Origin of the sequence: Mycobacterium sp. RTGN5 (assembly GCF_033804465.1) — a bacterium.
Lineage (GTDB): Bacteria > Actinomycetota > Actinomycetes > Mycobacteriales > Mycobacteriaceae > Mycobacterium.
In genome coordinates this window covers 863,617-883,621 of the sequence record NZ_JAPZLA010000001.1, presented here as the reverse complement: position 1 = coordinate 883,621, position 20,005 = coordinate 863,617, and the positions used below count along the sequence as shown (strand labels likewise).

Annotated in this window: 21 protein-coding genes and 1 tRNA gene; 14 read left to right on the top strand and 8 right to left on the bottom strand. The window is 66.0% G+C overall.

Features of this window, described 5'->3' with window-relative positions; translation table 11 throughout:
• Positions 1 to 16: 16 nt before the first annotated feature.
• Complete coding sequence (locus SLQ31_RS04265) at positions 17 to 1,483, bottom strand: aldehyde dehydrogenase (protein ID WP_319429948.1); 1,467 nt, start codon at positions 1,481 to 1,483, stop codon at positions 17 to 19.
• A 175-nt stretch (positions 1,484 to 1,658) separates the two neighbouring features.
• Between SLQ31_RS04265 and SLQ31_RS04260 the strand changes: the two genes are divergently transcribed.
• The 10 genes from SLQ31_RS04260 (at position 1,659) to SLQ31_RS04215 (ending at position 11,112) form a co-directional block, all read left to right on the top strand.
• On the top strand, positions 1,659 to 2,264 hold the full coding sequence (locus tag SLQ31_RS04260; RefSeq protein WP_319429946.1) for a TetR family transcriptional regulator: 606 nt from the start codon (positions 1,659 to 1,661) through the stop codon (positions 2,262 to 2,264).
• A complete protein-coding gene (locus SLQ31_RS04255; RefSeq protein WP_319429944.1) occupies positions 2,261 to 3,487 on the top strand; it encodes a cytochrome P450 in 1,227 nt (408 codons plus the stop codon). Before SLQ31_RS04260 ends, SLQ31_RS04255 begins: the two co-directional genes overlap by 4 nt.
• Positions 3,487 to 4,347 (top strand): SDR family oxidoreductase, encoded by an 861-nt coding sequence (locus SLQ31_RS04250; protein ID WP_319429942.1) that lies wholly within the window; start codon positions 3,487 to 3,489, stop codon positions 4,345 to 4,347. Before SLQ31_RS04255 ends, SLQ31_RS04250 begins: the two co-directional genes overlap by 1 nt.
• Before the next feature lie 2 nt (positions 4,348 to 4,349).
• Positions 4,350 to 5,702 (top strand): cytochrome P450, encoded by a 1,353-nt coding sequence (locus tag SLQ31_RS04245; protein ID WP_413641881.1) that lies wholly within the window; start codon positions 4,350 to 4,352, stop codon positions 5,700 to 5,702.
• A gap of 4 nt (positions 5,703 to 5,706) precedes the next feature.
• Complete coding sequence (locus tag SLQ31_RS04240; protein WP_319429939.1) at positions 5,707 to 5,910, top strand: ferredoxin; 204 nt, start codon at positions 5,707 to 5,709, stop codon at positions 5,908 to 5,910.
• An 11-nt stretch (positions 5,911 to 5,921) separates the two neighbouring features.
• Positions 5,922 to 6,461 carry a nuclear transport factor 2 family protein gene (locus SLQ31_RS04235; protein ID WP_319429937.1) on the top strand — a complete coding sequence of 180 codons (540 nt, stop codon included), beginning with the start codon at positions 5,922 to 5,924 and terminating at the stop codon, positions 6,459 to 6,461.
• A 170-nt stretch (positions 6,462 to 6,631) separates the two neighbouring features.
• Positions 6,632 to 7,759, top strand: coding sequence for an NDMA-dependent alcohol dehydrogenase (locus SLQ31_RS04230; protein ID WP_319429935.1), 1,128 nt, complete (start codon positions 6,632 to 6,634; stop codon positions 7,757 to 7,759).
• Positions 7,760 to 7,846: 87 nt separating this feature from the next.
• Complete coding sequence (locus SLQ31_RS04225) at positions 7,847 to 9,799, top strand: NAD(P)/FAD-dependent oxidoreductase (protein WP_319429934.1); 1,953 nt, start codon at positions 7,847 to 7,849, stop codon at positions 9,797 to 9,799.
• A gap of 19 nt (positions 9,800 to 9,818) precedes the next feature.
• Positions 9,819 to 10,250 carry a nuclear transport factor 2 family protein gene (locus SLQ31_RS04220; RefSeq protein ID WP_319429932.1) on the top strand — a complete coding sequence of 144 codons (432 nt, stop codon included), beginning with the start codon at positions 9,819 to 9,821 and terminating at the stop codon, positions 10,248 to 10,250.
• Complete coding sequence (locus SLQ31_RS04215; protein WP_319429930.1) at positions 10,243 to 11,112, top strand: SDR family NAD(P)-dependent oxidoreductase; 870 nt, start codon at positions 10,243 to 10,245, stop codon at positions 11,110 to 11,112. Before SLQ31_RS04220 ends, SLQ31_RS04215 begins: the two co-directional genes overlap by 8 nt.
• A 1-nt stretch (position 11,113) precedes the next feature.
• Here the strand turns inward: SLQ31_RS04215 and SLQ31_RS04210 are convergent, their stop codons facing one another.
• Both SLQ31_RS04210 and SLQ31_RS04205 read right to left on the bottom strand, forming a co-directional pair.
• Positions 11,114 to 13,078 (bottom strand): glycosyltransferase family 39 protein, encoded by a 1,965-nt coding sequence (locus tag SLQ31_RS04210; RefSeq protein WP_319429928.1) that lies wholly within the window; start codon positions 13,076 to 13,078, stop codon positions 11,114 to 11,116.
• A 4-nt stretch (positions 13,079 to 13,082) separates the two neighbouring features.
• Positions 13,083 to 14,303 (bottom strand): glycosyltransferase, encoded by a 1,221-nt coding sequence (locus tag SLQ31_RS04205; RefSeq protein WP_319429926.1) that lies wholly within the window; start codon positions 14,301 to 14,303, stop codon positions 13,083 to 13,085.
• Positions 14,304 to 14,412: 109 nt separating this feature from the next.
• On the opposite strand from SLQ31_RS04205, the gene SLQ31_RS04200 reads away from it, so the two are divergent.
• On the top strand, positions 14,413 to 14,817 hold the full coding sequence (locus SLQ31_RS04200; RefSeq protein WP_319429924.1) for an HIT family protein: 405 nt from the start codon (positions 14,413 to 14,415) through the stop codon (positions 14,815 to 14,817).
• Here SLQ31_RS04200 and SLQ31_RS04195 read toward each other — a convergent pair.
• Complete coding sequence (locus tag SLQ31_RS04195; RefSeq protein WP_319429922.1) at positions 14,810 to 16,246, bottom strand: HAMP domain-containing sensor histidine kinase; 1,437 nt, start codon at positions 16,244 to 16,246, stop codon at positions 14,810 to 14,812. The genes SLQ31_RS04200 and SLQ31_RS04195 overlap by 8 nt on opposite strands.
• A 38-nt stretch (positions 16,247 to 16,284) precedes the next feature.
• Positions 16,285 to 17,004 carry a two-component system response regulator PhoP gene (gene phoP, locus SLQ31_RS04190; protein WP_319429921.1) on the bottom strand — a complete coding sequence of 240 codons (720 nt, stop codon included), beginning with the start codon at positions 17,002 to 17,004 and terminating at the stop codon, positions 16,285 to 16,287.
• Positions 17,005 to 17,131: 127 nt separating this feature from the next.
• Between phoP and SLQ31_RS04185 the strand changes: the two genes are divergently transcribed.
• Both SLQ31_RS04185 and SLQ31_RS04180 read left to right on the top strand, forming a co-directional pair.
• Complete coding sequence (locus SLQ31_RS04185) at positions 17,132 to 17,875, top strand: hypothetical protein (RefSeq protein WP_319429920.1); 744 nt, start codon at positions 17,132 to 17,134, stop codon at positions 17,873 to 17,875.
• A gap of 46 nt (positions 17,876 to 17,921) precedes the next feature.
• Positions 17,922 to 17,996: transfer RNA gene (locus SLQ31_RS04180), tRNA-Thr, on the top strand.
• 103 nt (positions 17,997 to 18,099) lie between these two features.
• Here SLQ31_RS04180 and SLQ31_RS04175 read toward each other — a convergent pair.
• Positions 18,100 to 18,510 carry an HNH endonuclease gene (locus SLQ31_RS04175; protein ID WP_319429919.1) on the bottom strand — a complete coding sequence of 137 codons (411 nt, stop codon included), beginning with the start codon at positions 18,508 to 18,510 and terminating at the stop codon, positions 18,100 to 18,102.
• Between the two features lie 309 nt (positions 18,511 to 18,819).
• Here SLQ31_RS04175 and SLQ31_RS04170 point away from each other — a divergent pair, with 309 nt between their 5' ends.
• On the top strand, positions 18,820 to 19,140 hold the full coding sequence (locus tag SLQ31_RS04170) for an EthD family reductase (protein WP_319429918.1): 321 nt from the start codon (positions 18,820 to 18,822) through the stop codon (positions 19,138 to 19,140).
• Between the two features lie 4 nt (positions 19,141 to 19,144).
• Here the strand turns inward: SLQ31_RS04170 and SLQ31_RS04165 are convergent, their stop codons facing one another.
• Positions 19,145 to 19,558, bottom strand: coding sequence for a hypothetical protein (locus SLQ31_RS04165; protein ID WP_319429916.1), 414 nt, complete (start codon positions 19,556 to 19,558; stop codon positions 19,145 to 19,147).
• Positions 19,555 to 19,926: a hypothetical protein gene (locus SLQ31_RS04160; protein WP_319429914.1), complete on the bottom strand. Its 372-nt coding sequence runs from the start codon at positions 19,924 to 19,926 to the stop codon at positions 19,555 to 19,557. The genes SLQ31_RS04165 and SLQ31_RS04160 overlap by 4 nt, the downstream gene beginning before the upstream one ends.
• Positions 19,927 to 20,005 lie beyond the last annotated feature (79 nt).

The following is a 20,005-nucleotide window of genomic DNA, read 5'->3' as shown; positions in this document are numbered from 1 at the left end:
ACGCTCGGCGAGTTGGTTAGACGGCGGTCGCAATGACTTTCAGCTCGAGGTACTCCTCGAAGCCGGCCAGGCCCATTTCCCGGCCGACCCCGGACTGCTTGTAGCCGCCGAACGGCGCGTCCGCGGAGTACCACACGCCGCCGTTGACGTTGACGGTGCCGACCCGTAGCCGGTCCGCCGCGGCTTGCGCACGCTCGGGATCGCCGCTGAACACGCTGCCCGACAAGCCGAACGGCGAATCGTTGGCGATGCGGATCGCGTCGTCGTCACCGTCGTGAGCGATGACCGTCAGCACGGGGCCGAAGATCTCCTCGCGCGCCACCCGGGCACTGTTGTCCAGTCCGGCGATCACCGTCGGCTCGATGAAGTACCCGATGTCGCGATCGGCCGGGCGGCCACCGCCACAGGCGAACCGGCCGCCTTCTTCGATCGCGAGGTCGAGGTAGGACTGCACCCGGTCGCGTTGGCGCTCGGAAATGACCGGCCCGCAGATGGTTCCGGGGTTCGTCGGATCGCCCGGCTTGAGACCTGCCATGGTTGCCGCGGCGGCCTCGACCGCTTCGTCGTAACGCGCCCGCGGCACCACCAGGCGGGTGGTGATCGCGCAGCCCTGACCGGCGTGCATCGCGGCGGTGAACGCCGACATCGAGCAGGCACCGGCCAGATCGGCATCGTCGAGCACCAGGAACGCCGACTTACCGCCGAGCTCGAGGAAGACCTTCTTGATGGTGGCCGCACCGGCGGCCATCACCGCACGGCCGGTATTGGTCGAGCCGGTGAACGACACCATGTCGATCCGCGGGTCGCTGGACAGCAGCGCCCCGACCGCGTGGTCGTTGGAGGTGACGATGTTGACGACACCCGGTGGGATATCGGTGTGTTCGGCGATCAGTTCACCGAGAACCGCGGCACACCAAGGGGTATCGGGCGCGGGCTTGAGAACGATCGTGTTGCCCGCCGCCAGCGCCGGGCCGAGCTTGGCGAGGTTGATCTGATGCGGGAAGTTCCACGGGGTGATCGCGCCGACGACGCCGACCGCCTCCCGGACGATGGTGCGCTGAGTCTTGATGCCCATCGGGGCGGCGACACCGAGATCTTGCCGCCACGAATAGGCCTCAGCGGTGTCGGCGCTGAAGGACAGGTCCTCGACCGGCCCCTCGAGCTGAGCGGCCGCGGTCAGCATGCGCGGGGCACCCACCTCGGCCATGGTCATCTCGCGCAATTCCTCGACGTTGGCTTTCATCGCGTCGCGAAGCTGGCGGATGCTGCGCACCCGGAGTTCGGTGTTGGTGGACCAGTCGGTGGTGTCGAAGGCACGGCGCGCGGCGTCGATAGCGCGGCTCATGTCCTCGGCGTCGCCGTCGGCGGCCGTGCCCAAGATCTCCTCGGTCGCCGGATTGATCGTTGGGTATCTGCCGTTACCACCCGGCACCAACTTGCCGTCGATGAAGAGATCGCTGTTCTTATCGGCCGCAATCGTCATCCCGACTCCCGTCTGCTTCGTTGGACACGTGTCCGAGATTTCGTCTTTCGCACCATAGCCGCAGACGCGTCCATGGTGCAAGACTCTTCGGCAAAGCTAGCCTGCATAGGGTTATGAGCAGGTAATTTACTGCGATCGCTTGCCTATCGGGGCACCGTTCCGATAACTTGGACATGTGTCCAGCGACGTCGTGCTAACCGTCACCCGAGATGGTGACGACGCACCGCGCAACCGCCGCCAGGAAGAAACCTTCCGCAAGGTGCTGCGGGCCGGCCTGGAGATGCTGCGGGAAACGTCGTACACCGATCTGACGGTGCGAGCCGTCGCGGCCCGCGCGAAGGTGGCACCGGCGACCGCCTACACCTACTTCTCTTCGAAGAACCATCTGATCGCCGAGGTCTACCTCGACCTGATGCGCCAGGTCCCGTACTTCACCGACGTCAACGACACCCGGCTGCATCGCGTCGAGCAGTCACTGCGCAGCCTGGCCCTGGTGATCGCCGACGAGCCCGAATTCGCCGCGGCCTGCACCACCGCCATGTTGAGCAACGACGCGGGCGTGCACCCCGCGCGGGACCGCATCGGGGCCGAGATCCACAAACGCATCAAGTCGGCGTTGGGGCCCGACGCCGATCCGCAGATCGTGTCCGCATTGGAGATGACCTACTACGGCGCGCTCGTGCACGCCGGCACCGGTGCCATGAGCTACCGCCAGGTCGCCGACCGGATCGGGTATGTCGCGGAACTCATTTTGAGAGAGAACGTGGGAGAGAACCGATGAATGTGAAGACCCCGGACCAGCACATCGACCCGATGCTGGATCCCTACAACTACGACTTCCACGAGGATCCGTACCCGTACTACAAGCGGCTGCGCGACGAGGCCCCGCTGTACTACAACGAGGACCTGAAGTTCTGGGCGCTGTCCCGCCACCAGGACGTGTTGCAGGGATTCCGCAACAGCACGACCCTGTCCAACAAGTTCGGCGTCTCGCTGGATCCGGCATCCCGCGGACCGCACGCCTCGAAGACGATGTCCTTCCTGGCGATGGACGATCCAGGCCATCTGCGCCTGCGGACCCTGGTCTCAAAGGGGTTCACCCCGAGACGGATTCGCGAGCTCGAGCCGCGGGTCACCGAGATCGCCGTCAAGCACCTCGACGCCATGCTCGAGCGGGCGGCCGGCGGTGAAATCGTGGACTACGTCGACGAGTTCGCCGGCAAACTACCGATGGACGTCATCTCCGAACTCATGGGGGTGCCCGAAGCCGACCGCGTTGAGGTCCGAGCCTGGGCCGATGGCGTCATGCACCGCGACGAGGGCGTCACCGACGTGCCGCCGGAGGCCGTCGAGGCGTCGCTCAACCTGATCGTCTACTACCAGGGGATGGTGGAGGAACGGCGCAAGAACCCGACGGACGATCTGACCTCGGCACTGCTGGACGCCGAGATCGACGGCGACCGGCTCACTGACGAGGAGATCCTCGGCTTCATGTTCCTGATGGTCATCGCCGGTAACGAGACCACCACCAAACTGCTTGCCAACGCCGCGTTTTGGGGGCACAAGAACCCCGACCAGCTGGCAGATGTCTACACCGACCTGTCGCGGGTGCCGCTGTGGGTCGAAGAGACGCTGCGCTACGACACGTCGAGCCAGATCCTGGCCCGCACGGTCGCCGGCGACCTGACTCTCTACGACACCACCATTCCCGACGGCGACGTGGTGCTCCTCCTGCCGGGATCGGCGCACCGCGACGAGCGGGCATTCGAGAACCCCGACGACTACCTCATCGGCCGCGACATCGGCGCCAAGCTACAGAGCTTCGGCAGCGGTGCGCACTTCTGCCTCGGCGCCCATCTGGCCCGGATGGAGGCGCGAGTTGCCTTGGAAGAGTTGTTCAAACGCATCCGCGGCTATGAAGTCGACGAGGCCAACTCGGTCCGCGTCCACTCCAGCAACGTCCGCGGTTTCGCCCACCTGCCCATCACAGTAAAGGCTCGTTGATGCCCCGTTTTACTCCCCTTCCCGACCGCAGGCCCGCGATCGTCGCCGGCGCCTCGTCCGGCATCGGAGAGGCCACCGCAATCAAGCTCGCCGCCAACGGTTTTCCCGTCGCGCTCGGTGCCCGCCGGGTGGACAAGCTGCAGGAGATCGTCGAGAAGATCCGTGCCGACGGTGGCGAGGCCATCGCGGTGCACCTGGACGTCACCGACCCCGACTCGGTGAAGGCCGCTGTGGAGCAGACCACTTCCGAACTCGGCGAGATCGAGGTGTTGGTCGCCGGTGCGGGTGACACCTACTTCGGCAGGCTCGACTCGATCAGCATCGACGAGTTCGAGTCCCAGATCCAGATTCACCTGGTCGGCGCCTACCGGGTGGCCTCCGCAGTCCTGCCGGGCATGCTGGAACGGCAGCGCGGCGACCTGATCTTCGTCGGGTCCGATGTATCGCTGCGGCCACGGCCCCACATGGGCGCCTACGGCGCGGCCAAGGCCGCCCTGGTGTCGATGGTGACCAACTACCAGATGGAACTGGAAGGTACCGGGGTGCGCGCCTCGATCGTCCATCCCGGCCCGACCAAGACCTCGATGGGCTGGAGCCTGCCGGCCGAACTCATCGGACCTGCACTGGACGACTGGGCCAAGTGGGGCCAAGCGCGACATGACTACTTCATGCGCGCCGCCGACCTCGCGCGCGCCATCACATTTGTCGCGGAGACCCCCCGCGGCAGCTTCATCGCGAACATGGAGCTCCAGCCCGAAGCTCCGCTGGCCGACAACACATCTCGTCAGAAGCTCGCCCTTGGCGAGGAAGGAATGCCGCCGGCGGGCACGAGCGAAGCGAGAAGGGAATCGACACAGTGACGATCACCAAAGAAGTGCAGCGGGTTTCCGGTGGCGAAGAGGAACACGGCCACCTCGAGGAATTCCGCACCGACCCGATCGGCTTGATGAAACGCGTCCGCGAGGAGTGCGGGGATGTCGGCTGGTTCAAGCTCGTCGACAAGCAGGTCGTCATGCTGTCGGGCGCCGAGGCCAACGAGTTCTTCTTCCGGTCCGCCGACAGCGAGCTGAACCAGGCCGAGGCCTACCCGTTCATGACGCCGATCTTCGGCGAGGGGGTGGTGTTCGACGCCGACCCGGAGCGCCGGGCCGAGATGCTGCACAACACCGCTCTGCGCGGCGAGCAGATGAAGGGCCACGCCGCCACCATCGAGAACGAGGTCAAAAAAATCGTCGCCGATTGGGGCGACGAAGGCGAGATCGAGCTGCTGGACTTCTTCTCCGAGCTGACGATCTACACCTCGACGGCGTGCCTGATCGGGCTCAAGTTCCGTGAGCAGCTCGACCGTCGGTTCGCCGAGTACTACCACGATCTCGAGCGCGGCACCGATCCCCTGTGCTACGTCGACCCTTACCTCGACATCGAGAGCTTCCGCATCCGCGACGAGTCGCGCGTGAAACTCGTTGCGCTGGTGCAGGAGATCATGAACGACCGGATCGCCAACCCGCCCGAGGGCAAAGAAGGTCGCGACCTGCTCGACGTGCTGGTCTCGATCAAGGACGACGAGGGCAATCCGCGCTTCACCGCCAACGAGGTCACCGGCATGTTCATCTCATTGATGTTCGCCGGACACCACACCAGTTCGGGAACGTCGGCGTGGACGCTGATCGAGCTGATCCGCCACCCGGACACCTACGCCGAGGTACGCGACGAGCTCGACGAGCTATACGCCGACGGTCAGGAGGTGAGCTTCCATGCGCTGCGCCAGATTCCGAAGCTGGACAACGTCGTCAAGGAGACGCTGCGCCTGCATCCACCACTGATCATCCTGATGCGCGTCGCGCAGGACGAGTTCGAGGTGCAGGGCTACCCGATTCACAAGGGCGACTTCGTCGCAGCCTCGCCGGCGATCTCCAACCGCATCGCGGAGGACTTCCCAGACCCCGACGCGTTCAACCCCGATCGCTACAACAAGCCGGAACAGGCCGACATCGTCAACCGCTGGACGTGGATCCCGTTCGGCGCGGGTAAACACCGTTGCGTCGGCGCGGCGTTCGCGCAGATGCAGATCAAGGCGATCTTCTCGGTCCTGTTGCGCGAGTATGAGTTCGAGATGGCGCAGCCCGCCGAGAGCTACCAGAACGACCACTCCAAGATGGTGGTCCAGTTGGCCCGGCCGGCGAAAGCCCGCTACCGCAAGCGCGTCAAGGCTTAGTTCGATGGGCTGTTACCGCATCGAGCTCGACGAGGACCTGTGCCAAGGGCACGCCATGTGTGAACTGGAGGCGCCCGACGTCTTCAAGGTGCCCAAGCGCGGCGTCGTCGAGATCGTCGATTCCGAGCCACCCGACGAGATGCGCGACGATGTTGAACGCGCCATCGAAATGTGTCCCACCCGAGCACTATCCATTACTGAGAAATAGAAGGCGGAACAATGGCGTCACGCGAACAACTGCAGGACTGGGCCGACCGCTGGCTGCAGGCCAACAAGGACAGCGAGAAGGCCGGCGACTGGACGAACCTGGCGGAGTTCTACACCGATGACGCCACCTACGGCTGGAACATCGGGCCCAAGGAAGACGTCATGTGTGTCGGTAAGGACCAGATCCGCGACGTCGCGCTGGGCCTGGAGATGGAAGGCCTGGAGAACTGGGTCTACGAGTACCAGAAGGTCCTGATCGACGAGAAGCAGAACGAGATCGTCGGCTTCTGGAAGCAGATCGCGCATAAGAGCGACGGTGGCACCGACGAGATCTACGGCATCGGCGGCAGCTGGTTCCGGCTGAACGACGACCTGTTGATCGAATGGCAGCGCGACTTCTTCGACTTCGGCCACGTGCAGAAGGCGTTCGTCAAGCTCATCTCCTCCGGTGACCTGACGCCGACCATGCAGAAGCGCATCGAGCGCAGCGTCGCGGGCGAGAAGCTGCCCGGCTACTACCCCCTCGGTGAGGCCCCCGTCCCGATCTGGTGAATACTCGACAGGCGTCAAGTATTGGCCCCCGGCGGTGACTTTGAAGGTGACGGAGGTCATAATGGTCGGCAGTACAGGAACACGTTCTAATTTTGGCCTAGATTGACTATCCGGCACGGCCGGCCGCCCCGGAGTAGACCGGGGTCGGGTTTCGCGAGTGGAGGTTCGCTGTGAAGACAAAAGGTGCTCTCATCTGGGAGTTCAACCAGCCGTGGTCGATCGAGGAAATCGAGATCGGCGACCCGGTCAAGGACGAAGTCAAGATCCAGATGGAAGCTTCGGGCATGTGTCACTCGGACCATCACCTGGTCACCGGTGGCATCCCGATGTTCGGTTTCCCGGTGCTCGGTGGGCACGAAGGCGCCGGCATCGTCACCGAGGTAGGACCCGGGGTGGAGAACCTCGAACCCGGCGATCACGTCGTGCTCTCGTTCATCCCATCGTGTGGAAACTGTCCGTCCTGTCAGGCCGGCATGCGCAACCTCTGCGATCTGGGCGCCGGCCTGCTCGGTGGCCTTGCGGTTTCCGACAACACCCACCGCATCACTGCCAAGGGTCAGCCCGTCTTCCCGATGACACTGCTGGGCACATTCAGCCCGTACATGGTGGTGCACAAGAGCTCGGTGGTGAAGATCGACAAGACCGTCCCGTTCGAGGTGGCCTGCCTCGTGGGCTGCGGCGTGACCACGGGCTACGGCTCCGCGGTCCGCAGCGGCGATGTCCGCCCCGGTGAGGACGTGGCGATCGTCGGCGTCGGCGGCGTTGGCATGTCGGCATTGCAGGGTGCGGTCAACGCGGGCGCCCGCTACGTCTTCGCGATCGACCCGGTGGAGTGGAAGCGCGATCAGGCGCTGAAGTTCGGTGCCACCCACGTCTACCCCGATATCGAGGCCGCGGCCGCGGGCATCGCGGAGACCACCTGGGGCTTGATGGCCAAGAAGGTCATCGTCACGGTCGGCGAACTGCACGGCAAGGATGTCGACAGCTACCTGGGCATCACCTCCAAGGGCGGCACCTGCGTGCTGACCGCGATGGGCAGCATCATGGAGAACGAGGCCAACATCAATCTGGCGATGCTGACCCTGATGCAGAAGAACCTGCAGGGCACCATCTTCGGTGGGGGCAACCCGCACTTCGACATCCCGCAGCTGCTGTCGATGTACAAGGCCGGCAAGCTCAACCTCGACGACATGGTCACCCGGCAGTACAAGCTGGAGCAGATCAACGACGGTTACAAGGACATGCTCGAGGGCCGCAACATCCGCGGCATCATCCGCTACACCGACGAGGACCGCTGACCTACGCGTGTCGTCGGAGGACCTTCCGGGCCGTGCCCGCCTTGCCCTATGGCGCGGGCACGGCCCGGAAATCATGAAACGCCTCTCGTGAATACCTTCCCGAACCTGTTGCGCCCCGGTCGGATCGGCCGGATGGAACTCCGCAACAGGTTCGTGATGTCTCCGATGGAGACCATGTACGGCACCCCCGACGGCCTTCCCTCGGCGCGCACTCGTGACTACTTCGCCGCCCGTGCCAAGGGCGGTGTCGGACTGATCACCTTGGGCGCCACCGGCATCGACCACCTACACCCCGAAACTCCGGGTGGGCTTCACCTCGGCACTGACGAGGCGGTGAGCGCGCACCGCGCATTGGTCGACGCCGTCCATGAGCACGGCGCGAAGATCCAACCCCAGATCGTGCACGCCGGCCCCGACGGGCTGGGCCCGGAGATGCACGGGGTCACTTCGCTTGGCCCGTCGGTGATCCCGTCCTATCTGACCGGTCGACCGTCTGCCGAGGTCACCGGCGCACAGCTGATTGAAGTCATCGACCTGTTCAAGGCCGCGGTCCGGCGCGCCGCCGAGGCGGGCTACGACGGTATCGAACTGCACGCCGCCCACGGCTACATGTTCCTGGGTTCTTTCCTTGCCCCGCAACGCAACCGGCGCACCGATGATTACCGCGGCGATTCCACGGAAGGCCGGATCCGGGTGGTGTTGGAGACCCTGGCCGCCATCCGGTCCGAGATCGGCGACGCCCTGCCCATCACGCTGCGAATCTCGGGTTACGAGCGGGTGGCCGGCGGGCGCCCGAGCTACGAAACCGCGCAGGTGGCACCGCAACTGGTGGCCGCCGGGGTGGACGCCTTTCACATCAGCGGCGGGGTGATCGACCGGCTGGTCACCGGCATGGTCAACGCCGCCGACGACGGTGATGCGCTCAACGTCGGCGCCGCCGCGGCAGTCAAGCAGGTCGTCGACGTGCCGGTGATCGCGGTGGGCCGCATCCACGACCCGGTGCGCGCCGAGCAGATCCTGGCCGAGGGCCGGGCAGACTTCATCGCCATGGGACGGCCGATGCTGGCCGACCCTGAGCTTGCCGCGAAAGTCCGGGACGGGCGTGCCGACCGGATTCGCCGCTGCATTTCGTGTGAGAACTGCATCGACGCTATGGAGCAACGGTTTTCAGTCGACTGCGCGGTCAACCCCCGCACCGGCAAGGAACGCGAACTCGCACTGCACCCCGTCACGCACCGCAAGCGCGTCGCCGTCATCGGCGGCGGGCCCGGCGGCTTGGAAGCGGCCAGGGTGGCCGCCGAGCGCGGGCACCAGGTCAGCTTGTTCGAGCGCACCGCACAATTGGGCGGGGCGTTGGTGTGGGCATCGATCCTGCACCCGGAGAACGCGCCGTTCCTGCAGTATTTGCGCAGCGAAATCGCCGGCAGCACAGTGTCCGTCGAACTGTCACACACGGTCGACGCCGACGAGATCGCGGCACTGGATCCCGATGCGGTGATCGTGGCCACCGGTGCCACCGTCGTGGTGCCCACCCTCGACGGCGATCACAAGCCGAGCGTGCGCAGCGGCCCCGCACTCAACGAGTTGCTGGCCAACGCCGACTGGCTCCCGTTGGGGCGCCGCGTCATCATCGTCGGCGGTGATCTCGCGTCGATCCAACTTGCCGAATTCTTCGCGGCCCAAGACCGATTCGTCACCGTTCTGGAGGCGGGTCGCACCATCGCCCCGGAGGTCGGTCTCAAACGCCGGACCGAGCACATGGACCGACTCGACCGGCTGGCCGTTCCGGTGCACGTTCGCGCGGAGGTGCACCGCATCACCGACGACGGAGTGGCGTTCACCCCCTACGGCGGCACGGAGAAGGAGCTGGCCGCCGACAGTGTGATCATCGCCGGGCACCCCGAAGCCGACACCGCGCTGTTCGACGCGCTCACCGACCGGCTGCCCGGCGCCAAGGTGCACGCCGTCGGCGACTGCACCGGACTGGGACTCATCCGCAAAGCCACCGAAGATGGCGCTCGCGCCGCCTGCAGTATCTGACAACCAAGGAGAGGGATTCATGACCACAACCGAGCAGACACCGGCACTGGCCGCTTCACAGGCATCGTGGAAGTGCGTGATGTCGCACAACCGGGAAGGCTGGTTGGCCCTGATGGCCGACGACGTCGTCGTCGAGGATCCGATCGGGCAGGCCATCACCAACCCCGATGGTGATGGGGTGCGGGGCAAGGAGGCCGTCGCCGCCTTCTATGACGCCAACATCGCCGCCAACAACCTTCGCGTCACGTGCGAAGAGACCTTCCCGTCCAGCTCTCCCAACGAAGTGGCCCATATCCTGGTGCTGCGCAGTCAGTTCGAGGGCGGTCTGACGAGCACGGTGCGCGGGGTGTTCACCTACCATGTCAACGACGCCGGCCTGATCGCCAACATGCGCGGCTACTGGAACATGGACGGCATGCAGTTCAGCCAGGCTTCCTCCGACGGTGAGTGACCGCCCGCTGGCGGGATTCGGCGCTGTCGTTGTCGGTGGCTCACGCGGTATCGGGGCGGCCGTCTCGGCACTGCTGGCCGACTGCGGTGCTGGTGTTGTGGTCAACGGCCGCGATGCAGCGGCCGTTGAAGAGACAGTTGCCACCGTCATCAAGGCCGGCGGCCGGGCGGTCGCCCACGCCGGTTCAGCCGCCGACGAGGCGGTCGCTGAGGACCTGATCGCCCTGTGCGAGAAGGAGTTCGGCGCGGTCGATGCGCTGGTCAACTGTGCGGGTGCGCCCGAGCCGGCCGGGTCGTCGATCCTCGGTGTCACACCGGCCGAGTTTCGCGACCTGATCGATGTTCACCTGGGCACTGTGTTCGCCACCTGTCGTGCGGCAGCACCGAAGATGGTGGCACGGGGCCGCGGTGCCATCGTGAACACCAGTTCCTTTGCGTTCCTTGGTGATTACGGTGGCACCGGATACCCGGCAGGCAAAGGCGCGGTGAACGGACTGACCATGGCGATCGCGGCGGAACTGGCAGAGCACGGGGTGCGCGCGAATGTGGTGTGCCCTGGCGCGAAGACCCGGCTGTCCAGCGGACTCGACTACGAAAAACAGATCGCCTCGCTGCGGCGGCGCGGCATGCTCGACGAGGTCAGCGCCGCCGGCGCGCTCGATGCGCCCGCACCCGAGTACGTCGCGCCCATGTACGCCTACCTGGTCAGCGACCTCGCCAGCAAGATCACCGGCCAGATCTTCATCGCCGCAGGCGGTTTCGTCGGCCGCTTCGATCGGCCCTCCCCCAGCCTGATCGGCTACCGGGATCACAACGACAGCCCGCCATGGTCGGTCGACGAGATCGCGGCGATGCTGGCCTGAGCTACGCCGTCAAGTCGTAGATCAGTACCCTGCCGACATGCTTGGGCGTGAAGTTGCGCTGAACCCATTGCTGGATCAGCGCATTGGAATCCAGGTGCCCCCACTGGTCCTCGTGGACCGGGTTGGTGACGATGAAATAGTGGATCCGCTTGGACAACGCCAGGCGCAAGAAGGCATCGGGCGCCGGCGACGGGTCGGTGCCATTGAAGCCACCGACCGGCATCACCGGATAACCGCTCGCCAGCTGATAGCCGGCCGCACAGACCGATCCGACGGTGGCGGCCACCCAGGTGTAGCGCTCGGCATTGGCGTCGAGTAGGTCGACCAGTCGCCGGTCGGGCACGCCCGAGTCCAGCAGCGTGCACCCCGCCAGATGCATCCCGGCACCGGGAGATCCTGTCGGCAACAGGAATCCGGGGCCGGTGGCCACGGAGATCTCGGCCCGTTGGACCGGTCCGATGCCCTTGGTCATCGCGGTCACGACGCGGGGAACCGGTCCGGCGATCGGCATCGCGCCGACGTTGCCGCGCACCACCGTCGTGACGCTGTAGGCGGCCGGGCCGCCGAGAGCCACCAGCGCCGCGGCCGCAACGAACACCGGCAACGGGATGCGGACTACCAACGCGGCCAGCAGCACGACCGCGCCGATCGGGACAGCCCACCGCAGCCACGGAAAGTAGCCGGGCACATGGGCAAGCACGAGCACCGACGTCACCACGGTCAGCACCACAGCTGTCGTCAATACCCCTTTGGCCCAACTTTTTTCGCGCTCCCGCCAGCACACTGCAGCACCGATGCCGATCACCGCCGCGATCGGCGGGGCCAGCGCAACCGTGTAATAGGCATGGAAGATCCCTGCCATGAAACTGAACACCAGCGCGGTAGTCAGCAGCCACAACACCCAGACGAGCAGACCGGCCCGCTGCGGGTCACGCCGCGGGGCCCGGGCCCACCAAGCAAGCAGTGCGATCGCGAAGACCAGCGCGGCGGGCAACAGCCAGCCGATGTCACCGATCTGTTCCGGTTCGAAGAGCCGGGCGATGCCGGGCTGTCCCCACGGGTGCCCCGACGTCCGGCCACCCACGTGGACCGGGGAGATGAAGCCGGGTGAACCGGTGCTGCCCGGCTCGTCGCCGTTGAGCCGGCCGATACCGTTGTAACGCAACGTCAGCTCGAGAACCGAATTGGTCTGCGTCCCACCGATCCATGGTCGCTTACCCGCCGGCCACAGCTGCACCAACAGGACCCACCAGCCCGCTGCGACCACGGCCGCTCCCAGTCCGAGCACCAACTGCCCGGCCCGGCCGAGTAGCGATCGCGGGCCGGCCAGCAGGTAGGTGATCGCCAGCGCCGGCATCACCAGGGCCACCTCGAGCTGTTTGGTCAGATACCCCAGACCCAGGAATGCACCGCAGAGCAGCAGCCAGCGCAGCCGACCGTCGTCGATGGCCCGCAGCAGCGCCCACACCGCGGCGATCATCAGCAGGACCAACAGCGCATCGGGGTTGTTGAACCGGAAGATCGTGACAGCCACCGGAGTCAGCGCCAGAACCGCGCCGGCGATCAGCGCGGCCGTCTCACCGAACGGCCGGCGCACGGTTGCCCACAGCAGGGCCACCGACCCTACCCCGATGAGGGCTTGGGGTATCAGGATGCTCCACGCGCTGAGACCGAACATGCGGATGGCCAGCGACGGAAGCCACAGCGACAGTGGGGGTTTGTCGACGGTGATCGAGTTCGCGGCATCCGACGAACCGAACAGGAAGGCCTTCCAGGACTGTGCGCCGGACTGTGCGGCCGCCGAGTAGAACGCGTTGGCCCAGCCCGACCGGTCCAGGTCCCACAGGTAGAGCACCGCCGTCGCGGTCAACAATGCGAGCAGCGCCCAGCGCTGCGCCCCCGGCCGCACCCGGCGCGGAATGGCCTGGGCTGTGCCGATTCTCGGCGGGTCGACCGTGACGGTCATCGCGTCAGCGTGTCGAGGCGCCGAACACCCGCCGCAGCGCAACGAAGCGCACGAGGGTGGCAACGAGGTTGGCGGCGACAAGAACCGAGAGTTCGACACCTTTGCCGACGGTCGGATCGAAGCGGTGCAGCAGGTAGAGCGAGCCGCTGGTGATGGCGAGTCCGAAGGCGAACACCAGCAGGCCGTGGATGTGGTGGCGGGCGGCACCGGCGCGGCCACGGATACCGAACGTGAAGGCCCGGTTGGCGGCGGTATTGGCCAGCGCGGTCAACAGCAGTGCGATCAGGTTGGCGGCCTGCGCGCCAAGTGCGGGGTGCAGCGAAAGATAGAGCAGCGCAAAGGCGATGGTGCTGGCGATGCCGATCAGGCCGAAGCGCACCATTTGGCCGACCATGCCGCGGGGCACCCCGGGCACCAGTGGCTCGCGACCGAGGGCGGCCTGCAGGTCGCGCAGCGGCAGGGCGCCGGTGGTCAGTGCCCGGCCCACCCGCCAACAGCCTTTGAGGTCTTCGATCGCGGTGGCGACGATATCGACCCGGGAGTCGGGGTCGTCGATCCAGTCGACCGGCACCTCGTGGATACGCAGGCCGGCCTTCTCGGCCAGTACCAGCAGCTCGGTGTCGAAGAACCAGCCGGTGTCGACGACCAGCGGCAGCAGCTGGCGCGCGACATCGGCACGCAGGGCCTTGAACCCGCACTGGGCGTCGGAGAACCGGGCGCCGAGAAGCCCCCGCAGCAGCAGGTTGTAGCCGCGGGACACCACCTCACGCTTGATGCCACGCACCACCCGCGAGGACGCGGCCAGCCGCGACCCGATGGCGATGTCGGAATGCCCGGAGACCAGCGGGGCCACCAATGGCATCAGGGCCGAGAGATGGGTGGAGAGGTCGACGTCCATGTAGGCCACCACGTCGGCTGACGAGGAAGCCCACGCAGCGGCCAGTGCTCCGCCGCGGCCCTTGGCATCGAGGTGGAGCACCTCGACGTCGGGCAGTTCCTCGCTGAGCTGGTGGGCCACCGCCAACGTGTTATCGGTGCTTGCGTTGTCGGCCACCATGATTCGCGCGCGGTAGGGCACCTCGTCGCGAAGGTACTGGTGCAGCCTGCGGACGCAGGCCGGCAGACCGTTCTCCTCGTTGTACACCGGGATCACGATGTCGAGAACGTAGCGACACTCGATGCCGATCTGAGCAGAGCGCTGCTCGGCCGGCAGGGTGTCGGTCATGACGTTGATACTCACCGGTGAAGCTGCCGTCACACTGCGCCGCGTCTGACAGGTTGCTGTGAGCCAGCTCCATACCTGAGCGAGGTCGGCTGCTCATATGCTTGGCGCCATGGCCTCCGTCTTCACCAAGATCATCAACCGTGAAATCCCAGGACGATTCGTCTACGAGGACGACGAGGTCGTCGCGTTCCTGACCATCGCACCGATGACCCCCGGACACACCCTGGTGGTCCCCCGCGCCGAGGTCGACAACTGGCAGGACGTCGACCCGGCCTTGTTCAACACGGTGATGGCGGTGTCGCGCCGGATCGGCAAGGCGGTGTGTGCGGCATTCGGCGCCGAACGGTCGGGACTGATCATCGCCGGACTGGAAGTGCCGCACCTGCACGTGCACGTGTTCCCGGCGCGGAATCTGTCCGACTTCGGGTTCGCCAATGTCGACAACAACCCGTCAGCGGCGTCGCTGGACGACGCTCAGGCCAGGATCAAAGCCGCGCTGGCTGAAATCAGTTAGACGGGACCGGCGTCGGTACGTCGGCGATGCGCGGCAGGCTGACCGAAAAACAGCAGCCCTGCCCCGGTGCCGTCCGGACCGTGACCCGTCCGCCGTGCGCGTACACCAGCGAGTCGACGATCGACAGGCCGAGCCCCGTCCCACCGCTGGTGCGGGCGCGGGAGGAATCGGTGCGGTAGAACCGCTCGAACACCCGCTGCGCGTCGTCGTACGTCATGCCCGGACCTTCGTCGACGACCTCGAGCACCGCATCGCCGGCGGCGGTGCCCACCCGGACCGCGATCCGCGCGCTCTCCGGGGTGTGTTGCAGCGCGTTGGACACCAGGTTGCCCAGCACCTGACGTAACCGGGCCTCGTCGCCGATGACTTCCGGGGTACCCGGGCCGTCGAACACCTCCATGGCGATGGTGCGTTTCGGGGCGATGGACTGGGCGTCGTGCACGGCGTCGGTGGCCAGCGCCAGCAGATCGACCCGGCGTTGTTCGAGTGGGCGCTGCGCATCGAGACGGGCCAGCAGCAGCAGATCGTCGACCAGCAGCCCCATCCGCCGGGATTCACTTTCGATGCGCGACATCAGCATCTCGACATCGCGGGCGGCGCCCTGCCGGTAGAGCTCGGCGAATCCGCGGATGGTGGTCAGCGGCGTGCGCAACTCGTGGCTGGCGTCGGTGATGAACCGCCGCATCCGTTCCTCCGACGTCCGCGCCGCCTCGGCGGACTCCCCCGATGACGCCATCGCGGACTGGATCTGAGCGAGCATGCCGTTGAGCGCGAGCGAGAGCCGGCCGACTTCGGTACGCGGATCACGTTCTGGCACACGGCGATCGAGCTGTCCGGCGGCGATCGCGGCGGCGGTCTTCTCGACTTCGACCAGGGGCCGCAGGCTACGGTGCACCACCCAGTACCCAGCGACGCCGAGGATCACCAGGACCGCGGTGCCGATGGCGACCTGCGACCAGGCCAGGCTGCGCACGGTGGACTGGATGTCGGACATGTCGATGGCCACGGTGGTCAGTTCGCCATTGGGCCCCTGCACCGAAACCGCACGCCACTGAACGTTGGAGTGGTCCAGCGAGCCGACGGTCACCGGCGCGGAGCCCACGTCGTTGTCGTCGGGAAGTGCGGGTTCGGCATCACGGTCGTTGACGGCCATCCAGATGTGGCCGTCGGCGTCGACACCACGAACGTAGAAGTTCGACGGCGGGCGGGCCGGGTTGGGGCCCTCGTCGGGTGCCGGCATTCGGCGTGGGGCCTGCGCCCAGCCCCGCGAGGCATCCACCAGGGTCTGGTCGGCGCGGTTGATGAGGTCGTGCCGCAGGGTTGAGGTGACGGCGATCCCGGAGGCCAACAACCCACAGCCGACGAGCAGCAGCATGGCGGCAACCAGGCCGACTCTCAGCGGCAGCGCTCGGTGGTACGGAGTGGGCATTTCTCTATTCTTCGCGCCGGTCGGCGCGCCGCGCCGGATTACCGCGGCTCCCGCAGCACGTATCCGACCCCGCGCAGGGTGTGGAGCAGACGCTTTTCGCCGGTGTCGATCTTGCGGCGCAGGTAGGAAACGTAGGACTCGACGACGTTGACGTCGCCGCCGAAGTCGTAGCGCCAGACGTGGTCGAGGATCTTGGGCTTGCTCAGCACGGTGCCGGCGTTGATGACGAAGTAGCGCAGCAGGGTGAATTCAGTCGGCGACAGCGAGACCGGCTCGCCGGCCTTCCACACCTCGTGGGTGTCCTCGTCGAGTTCGATGTCGGCGAAGCTCAGGCGCGAGTTGCGCGGCTCTTCGACGCCCTTGCCTGCGCGGCGCAGGATGACGCGCAACCGGGCGACGACCTCTTCGAGGCTGAACGGTTTGGTGACGTAGTCGTCGCCGCCGAGGGTGAGGCCGGCGATCTTGTCCTGCAGGCTGTCACGGGCGGTCAGGAACAGCGCGGGGGCGTCGATACCGTCGGCACGCAGCCGGCGCAGCACACCGAACCCGTCCATCCCGGGCATCATCACGTCGAGGATCACCGCGTCGGGACGTACCTCGCGGGCACGGTCCAGGGCGGCGGGCCCGCTGGAGGCGGTGTGGACTTCGAATCCCTGGAACTTCAGACTCACGGACAGCAGTTCGACAATATTGGTCTCGTCGTCAACGACGAGGACGCGTGCCTCGGGTTTTGCTTCGGGTGCGACAGGTGCGGCCATACTGTCAATTTCCTCTTATCTTGTTGTAACCACGCTGCCCGCACGCTGTGAGCTTGCTGTGAGTTACTCGTTCTTTGGATAACCGATACCGCCGGTCACAAACTTCCCGCGCTCCTACACTTGTGCGATGGACCTGGCGAAGACCCTGGTTGAGATGGCGACCACACCGGTGCGGGTGGGCCTGGCCGCGGCCGAGGCGGGGCTCGATATCGCCAAAGCGGGCATTGACCTCACCAAGCGAACTCTCGGCGAAGCGGGGATGCCGACGTCGCCGAACTCGGTGGCCCAGATGCTCGGCCTGGAGGACACCATCGCGCGGGCTAACAAGCTCGCCCAGTTGCTCGACGACGATGCGCCGCTGGGCCGGGCACTGGCCCCCGACGGTCCGCTGGATCGCCTGATGCGGCCGGGCGGGCTGATCGACCGGGTCACCGCGCCCGACGGCGTTCTTGACCGGCTCACCGCCGAGGGCGGCGGGCTGGAACGCTCGCTGGCGCCGGGTGGGCTGGTGGACCAGCTGCTCGACGAGGAAGGCCTGATCGAGCGGATTCTGGGCGAGGACGGCCTGGCCGACCGGCTGCTGGCCGACGGCGGTCTGGTCGACAAGCTGACCGCTCGCAACGGTCCCCTGGAGCAGCTGGCCGAGGTCGCCGACATCCTCAACCGCCTGGCGCCGGGGCTTGAGGCGCTGGCGCCGACGATCGACACACTGCGCGAGGCGGTCACCACGCTGAGCCTGGTGGTCAACCCGCTGAGCAATATCGCCGACCGCATTCCGATACCGGGCCGCCGGCGCTACACACAGCCGCGCCCGGTCAGCTCCGAGCGGGTGCGCAGCGACCGGTTGGTCATCGACGACGACGAGCAGTGACTTCGCTAGTCTGTTAGGCAGGTCGGCCCTTCCCGGGGCCGGGCATGCCTCCTTAGCTCAGCGGTAGAGCAACGCTCTTGTAAAGCGTAGGCCATCGGTTCGATCCCGATAGGGGGCTCCATGATCGAAGCTATACATGCAGGTGAGTGATCTTTTTGCACTGCGCAGGCCTTCGTTAGGCCCGTTTTAGATTCACCATCAGCCAGCTTTCCAGCAAACATTCATCAGAATGATTTTCCTTCCGCGTAACGCTGCCGTCGATAGTGGCGCCCTTTACCGCGATTTTTCGCCTTGTACGTCGGCAGCTGGCTGTCGCAGTTCGGGCAGATGAGCCGCAGGTTCAAGCGGCTGTTGTTGGTCGCGTCCCCGTCCACGTGATCGAGGATCAGCACGAGGGGCACGCCATTCCAGTTGTCCCGCAACCGACAGATGGCGCAGCACCCGCCCTGCTGGGAAGCGAGGTAATCCCGGACGTAGTGACCCCGGTGAGACATGGCGCTGCCACACACTCCAGTTTCGAGCCAGACTCTCACGAGCAACTTCCGCCGGTGCGACTGTTGGCATGCATTCGAGCAAAAAACCCTAACCTGACGGCCTTTGATATCGACTCCGCACCCAACACATTTGATCAACATGAAGTGACACTACCGCTGAGCACCGACAAATCCGGACCTCACCTATTAGCGAATAGCATTCCTAGAGAACGTATCTGGGGTCCGAAGGCAGTTCACCCGGTGCACGGATGCGTCCATCGGTTCGTAGGTGCGGAAACCCGCGTAACACCGACATCAGCCTCGATCACGTCACCCGACTGCGCGGCTACTCCGAGCCATCCGTCCTGACCGATCCTGTCAACGCTGGTTCACCACCACTCCCACGGCATACCGCGATAGCAACTAACGTCGGACTTGTACGCATTGCGCGCCTGCGAGGAGACCAGTTCGATGTCCGAAACCAAGATCACCGTCATCTACGACAACCCGACTGACCCCGAGGCCTTTGAGGCCGCGTTCGTTGCCGAGCAGCTTGAGGCCGCCCGTCGCATCCCGGGCTACATCCGGTTCGAGTCGTCGAAGGTGTGGCCGAAGGAAGACGGCAGCCCGACGCCCGCGCACCGGTCGATCGATCTCTACTACCCCGACTACGACGCTGCGAGCGCGGCAGTCACCACACCGGAAGCCGGCGCGTTCTTCGAAGCCCTGGGACGACTGGCTACCGGTGGTGTGCGAATTCTGTTCTCCGACATCGAGATTCCGCAACGCTGATCCGTCAGTACCCGATCTCGTCGCAGATCGGCGGGATGATGATCAACGCTCCGCGCGGAGTACAGAACGGCCGAGGCCCGGCAGGCGGCGGCGGTGGGGGCGCAGGATCGAACTGCGGTGGCGGTGCAGCCTGGCGCGGAGCACCACGCCACGGGTAGATCATGTTGGTCGTGACATCGACGATTCCGTCGGAGTTCCAGTACCAGTCGTGGCACACGTTCCAGTCCCAGCTCAGCACTTGGCTGCCTGGAATCGCCGGGTCACCGGGACACCAATGCGTGCACGTCAGCCCCGATGGGCAGTTCCCACCTTGATAACTGGGTCCGGTCTGCGCTTCGGCGGTGGCCGATGTCCACCCGGCAAGACCGAGACCGCCCGACACGATCACGGCAGACACCAGCCGTGCGGCTCGGTTCATTGCGGGCACGGCGACGGGACGAACAGCCCCATGCACCATCCCGGCGGAACCGGCGGGCTCCAGAACGGCCCCGAGGGCGGCGGTGCGGGCGGGTTGTCGCCGTCCCAAATCATGCTGGAGACGTTGCCCTGCCCCGGGAGCACGAACCAGTAGGTGTGGCAGATGTTCCAGTCCCAGTTCAGTGGATCCGTGCGAGCGTTACCCGTCCGCACCGGCTCCTGCCCCGGGCACCAGTGATGCGCGTCGTTGGGGCCGGGTTCCGGATCGGCCTGGGCTGTACCTGCGGACGCCCCGAAGCCGGCGATCGCGACGCCGGCCGACATCAATGCCGCGGCGATGATCCGCTTCCGATTGGGAGTGGTCTTCATGTGGTGGTCCTTCTGCTGGCGCGCCGCGGTATGTGGCGTCGTGGTAGCAGTTCACAAGCGGCAATCCACTACCGATCCC

Coding starts and splice junctions, on each gene's coding strand:
- SLQ31_RS04265 (WP_319429948.1), bottom strand. CDS start 1,483: ATGACGATTGCGGCCGATAAGAACAGCGATCTCTTCATCGACGGCAAG.
- SLQ31_RS04255 (WP_319429944.1), top strand. CDS start 2,261: ATGAATGTGAAGACCCCGGACCAGCACATCGACCCGATGCTGGATCCC.
- SLQ31_RS04250 (WP_319429942.1), top strand. CDS start 3,487: ATGCCCCGTTTTACTCCCCTTCCCGACCGCAGGCCCGCGATCGTCGCC.
- SLQ31_RS04240 (WP_319429939.1), top strand. CDS start 5,707: ATGGGCTGTTACCGCATCGAGCTCGACGAGGACCTGTGCCAAGGGCAC.
- SLQ31_RS04235 (WP_319429937.1), top strand. CDS start 5,922: ATGGCGTCACGCGAACAACTGCAGGACTGGGCCGACCGCTGGCTGCAG.
- SLQ31_RS04220 (WP_319429932.1), top strand. CDS start 9,819: ATGACCACAACCGAGCAGACACCGGCACTGGCCGCTTCACAGGCATCG.
- SLQ31_RS04210 (WP_319429928.1), bottom strand. CDS start 13,078: ATGACCGTCACGGTCGACCCGCCGAGAATCGGCACAGCCCAGGCCATT.
- SLQ31_RS04205 (WP_319429926.1), bottom strand. CDS start 14,303: ATGACCGACACCCTGCCGGCCGAGCAGCGCTCTGCTCAGATCGGCATC.
- SLQ31_RS04200 (WP_319429924.1), top strand. CDS start 14,413: ATGGCCTCCGTCTTCACCAAGATCATCAACCGTGAAATCCCAGGACGA.
- SLQ31_RS04195 (WP_319429922.1), bottom strand. CDS start 16,246: ATGCCCACTCCGTACCACCGAGCGCTGCCGCTGAGAGTCGGCCTGGTT.
- phoP (WP_319429921.1), bottom strand. CDS start 17,004: ATGGCCGCACCTGTCGCACCCGAAGCAAAACCCGAGGCACGCGTCCTC.
- SLQ31_RS04185 (WP_319429920.1), top strand. CDS start 17,132: ATGGACCTGGCGAAGACCCTGGTTGAGATGGCGACCACACCGGTGCGG.
- SLQ31_RS04175 (WP_319429919.1), bottom strand. CDS start 18,510: ATGTTGATCAAATGTGTTGGGTGCGGAGTCGATATCAAAGGCCGTCAG.
- SLQ31_RS04170 (WP_319429918.1), top strand. CDS start 18,820: ATGTCCGAAACCAAGATCACCGTCATCTACGACAACCCGACTGACCCC.
- SLQ31_RS04165 (WP_319429916.1), bottom strand. CDS start 19,558: ATGAACCGAGCCGCACGGCTGGTGTCTGCCGTGATCGTGTCGGGCGGT.
- SLQ31_RS04160 (WP_319429914.1), bottom strand. CDS start 19,926: ATGAAGACCACTCCCAATCGGAAGCGGATCATCGCCGCGGCATTGATG.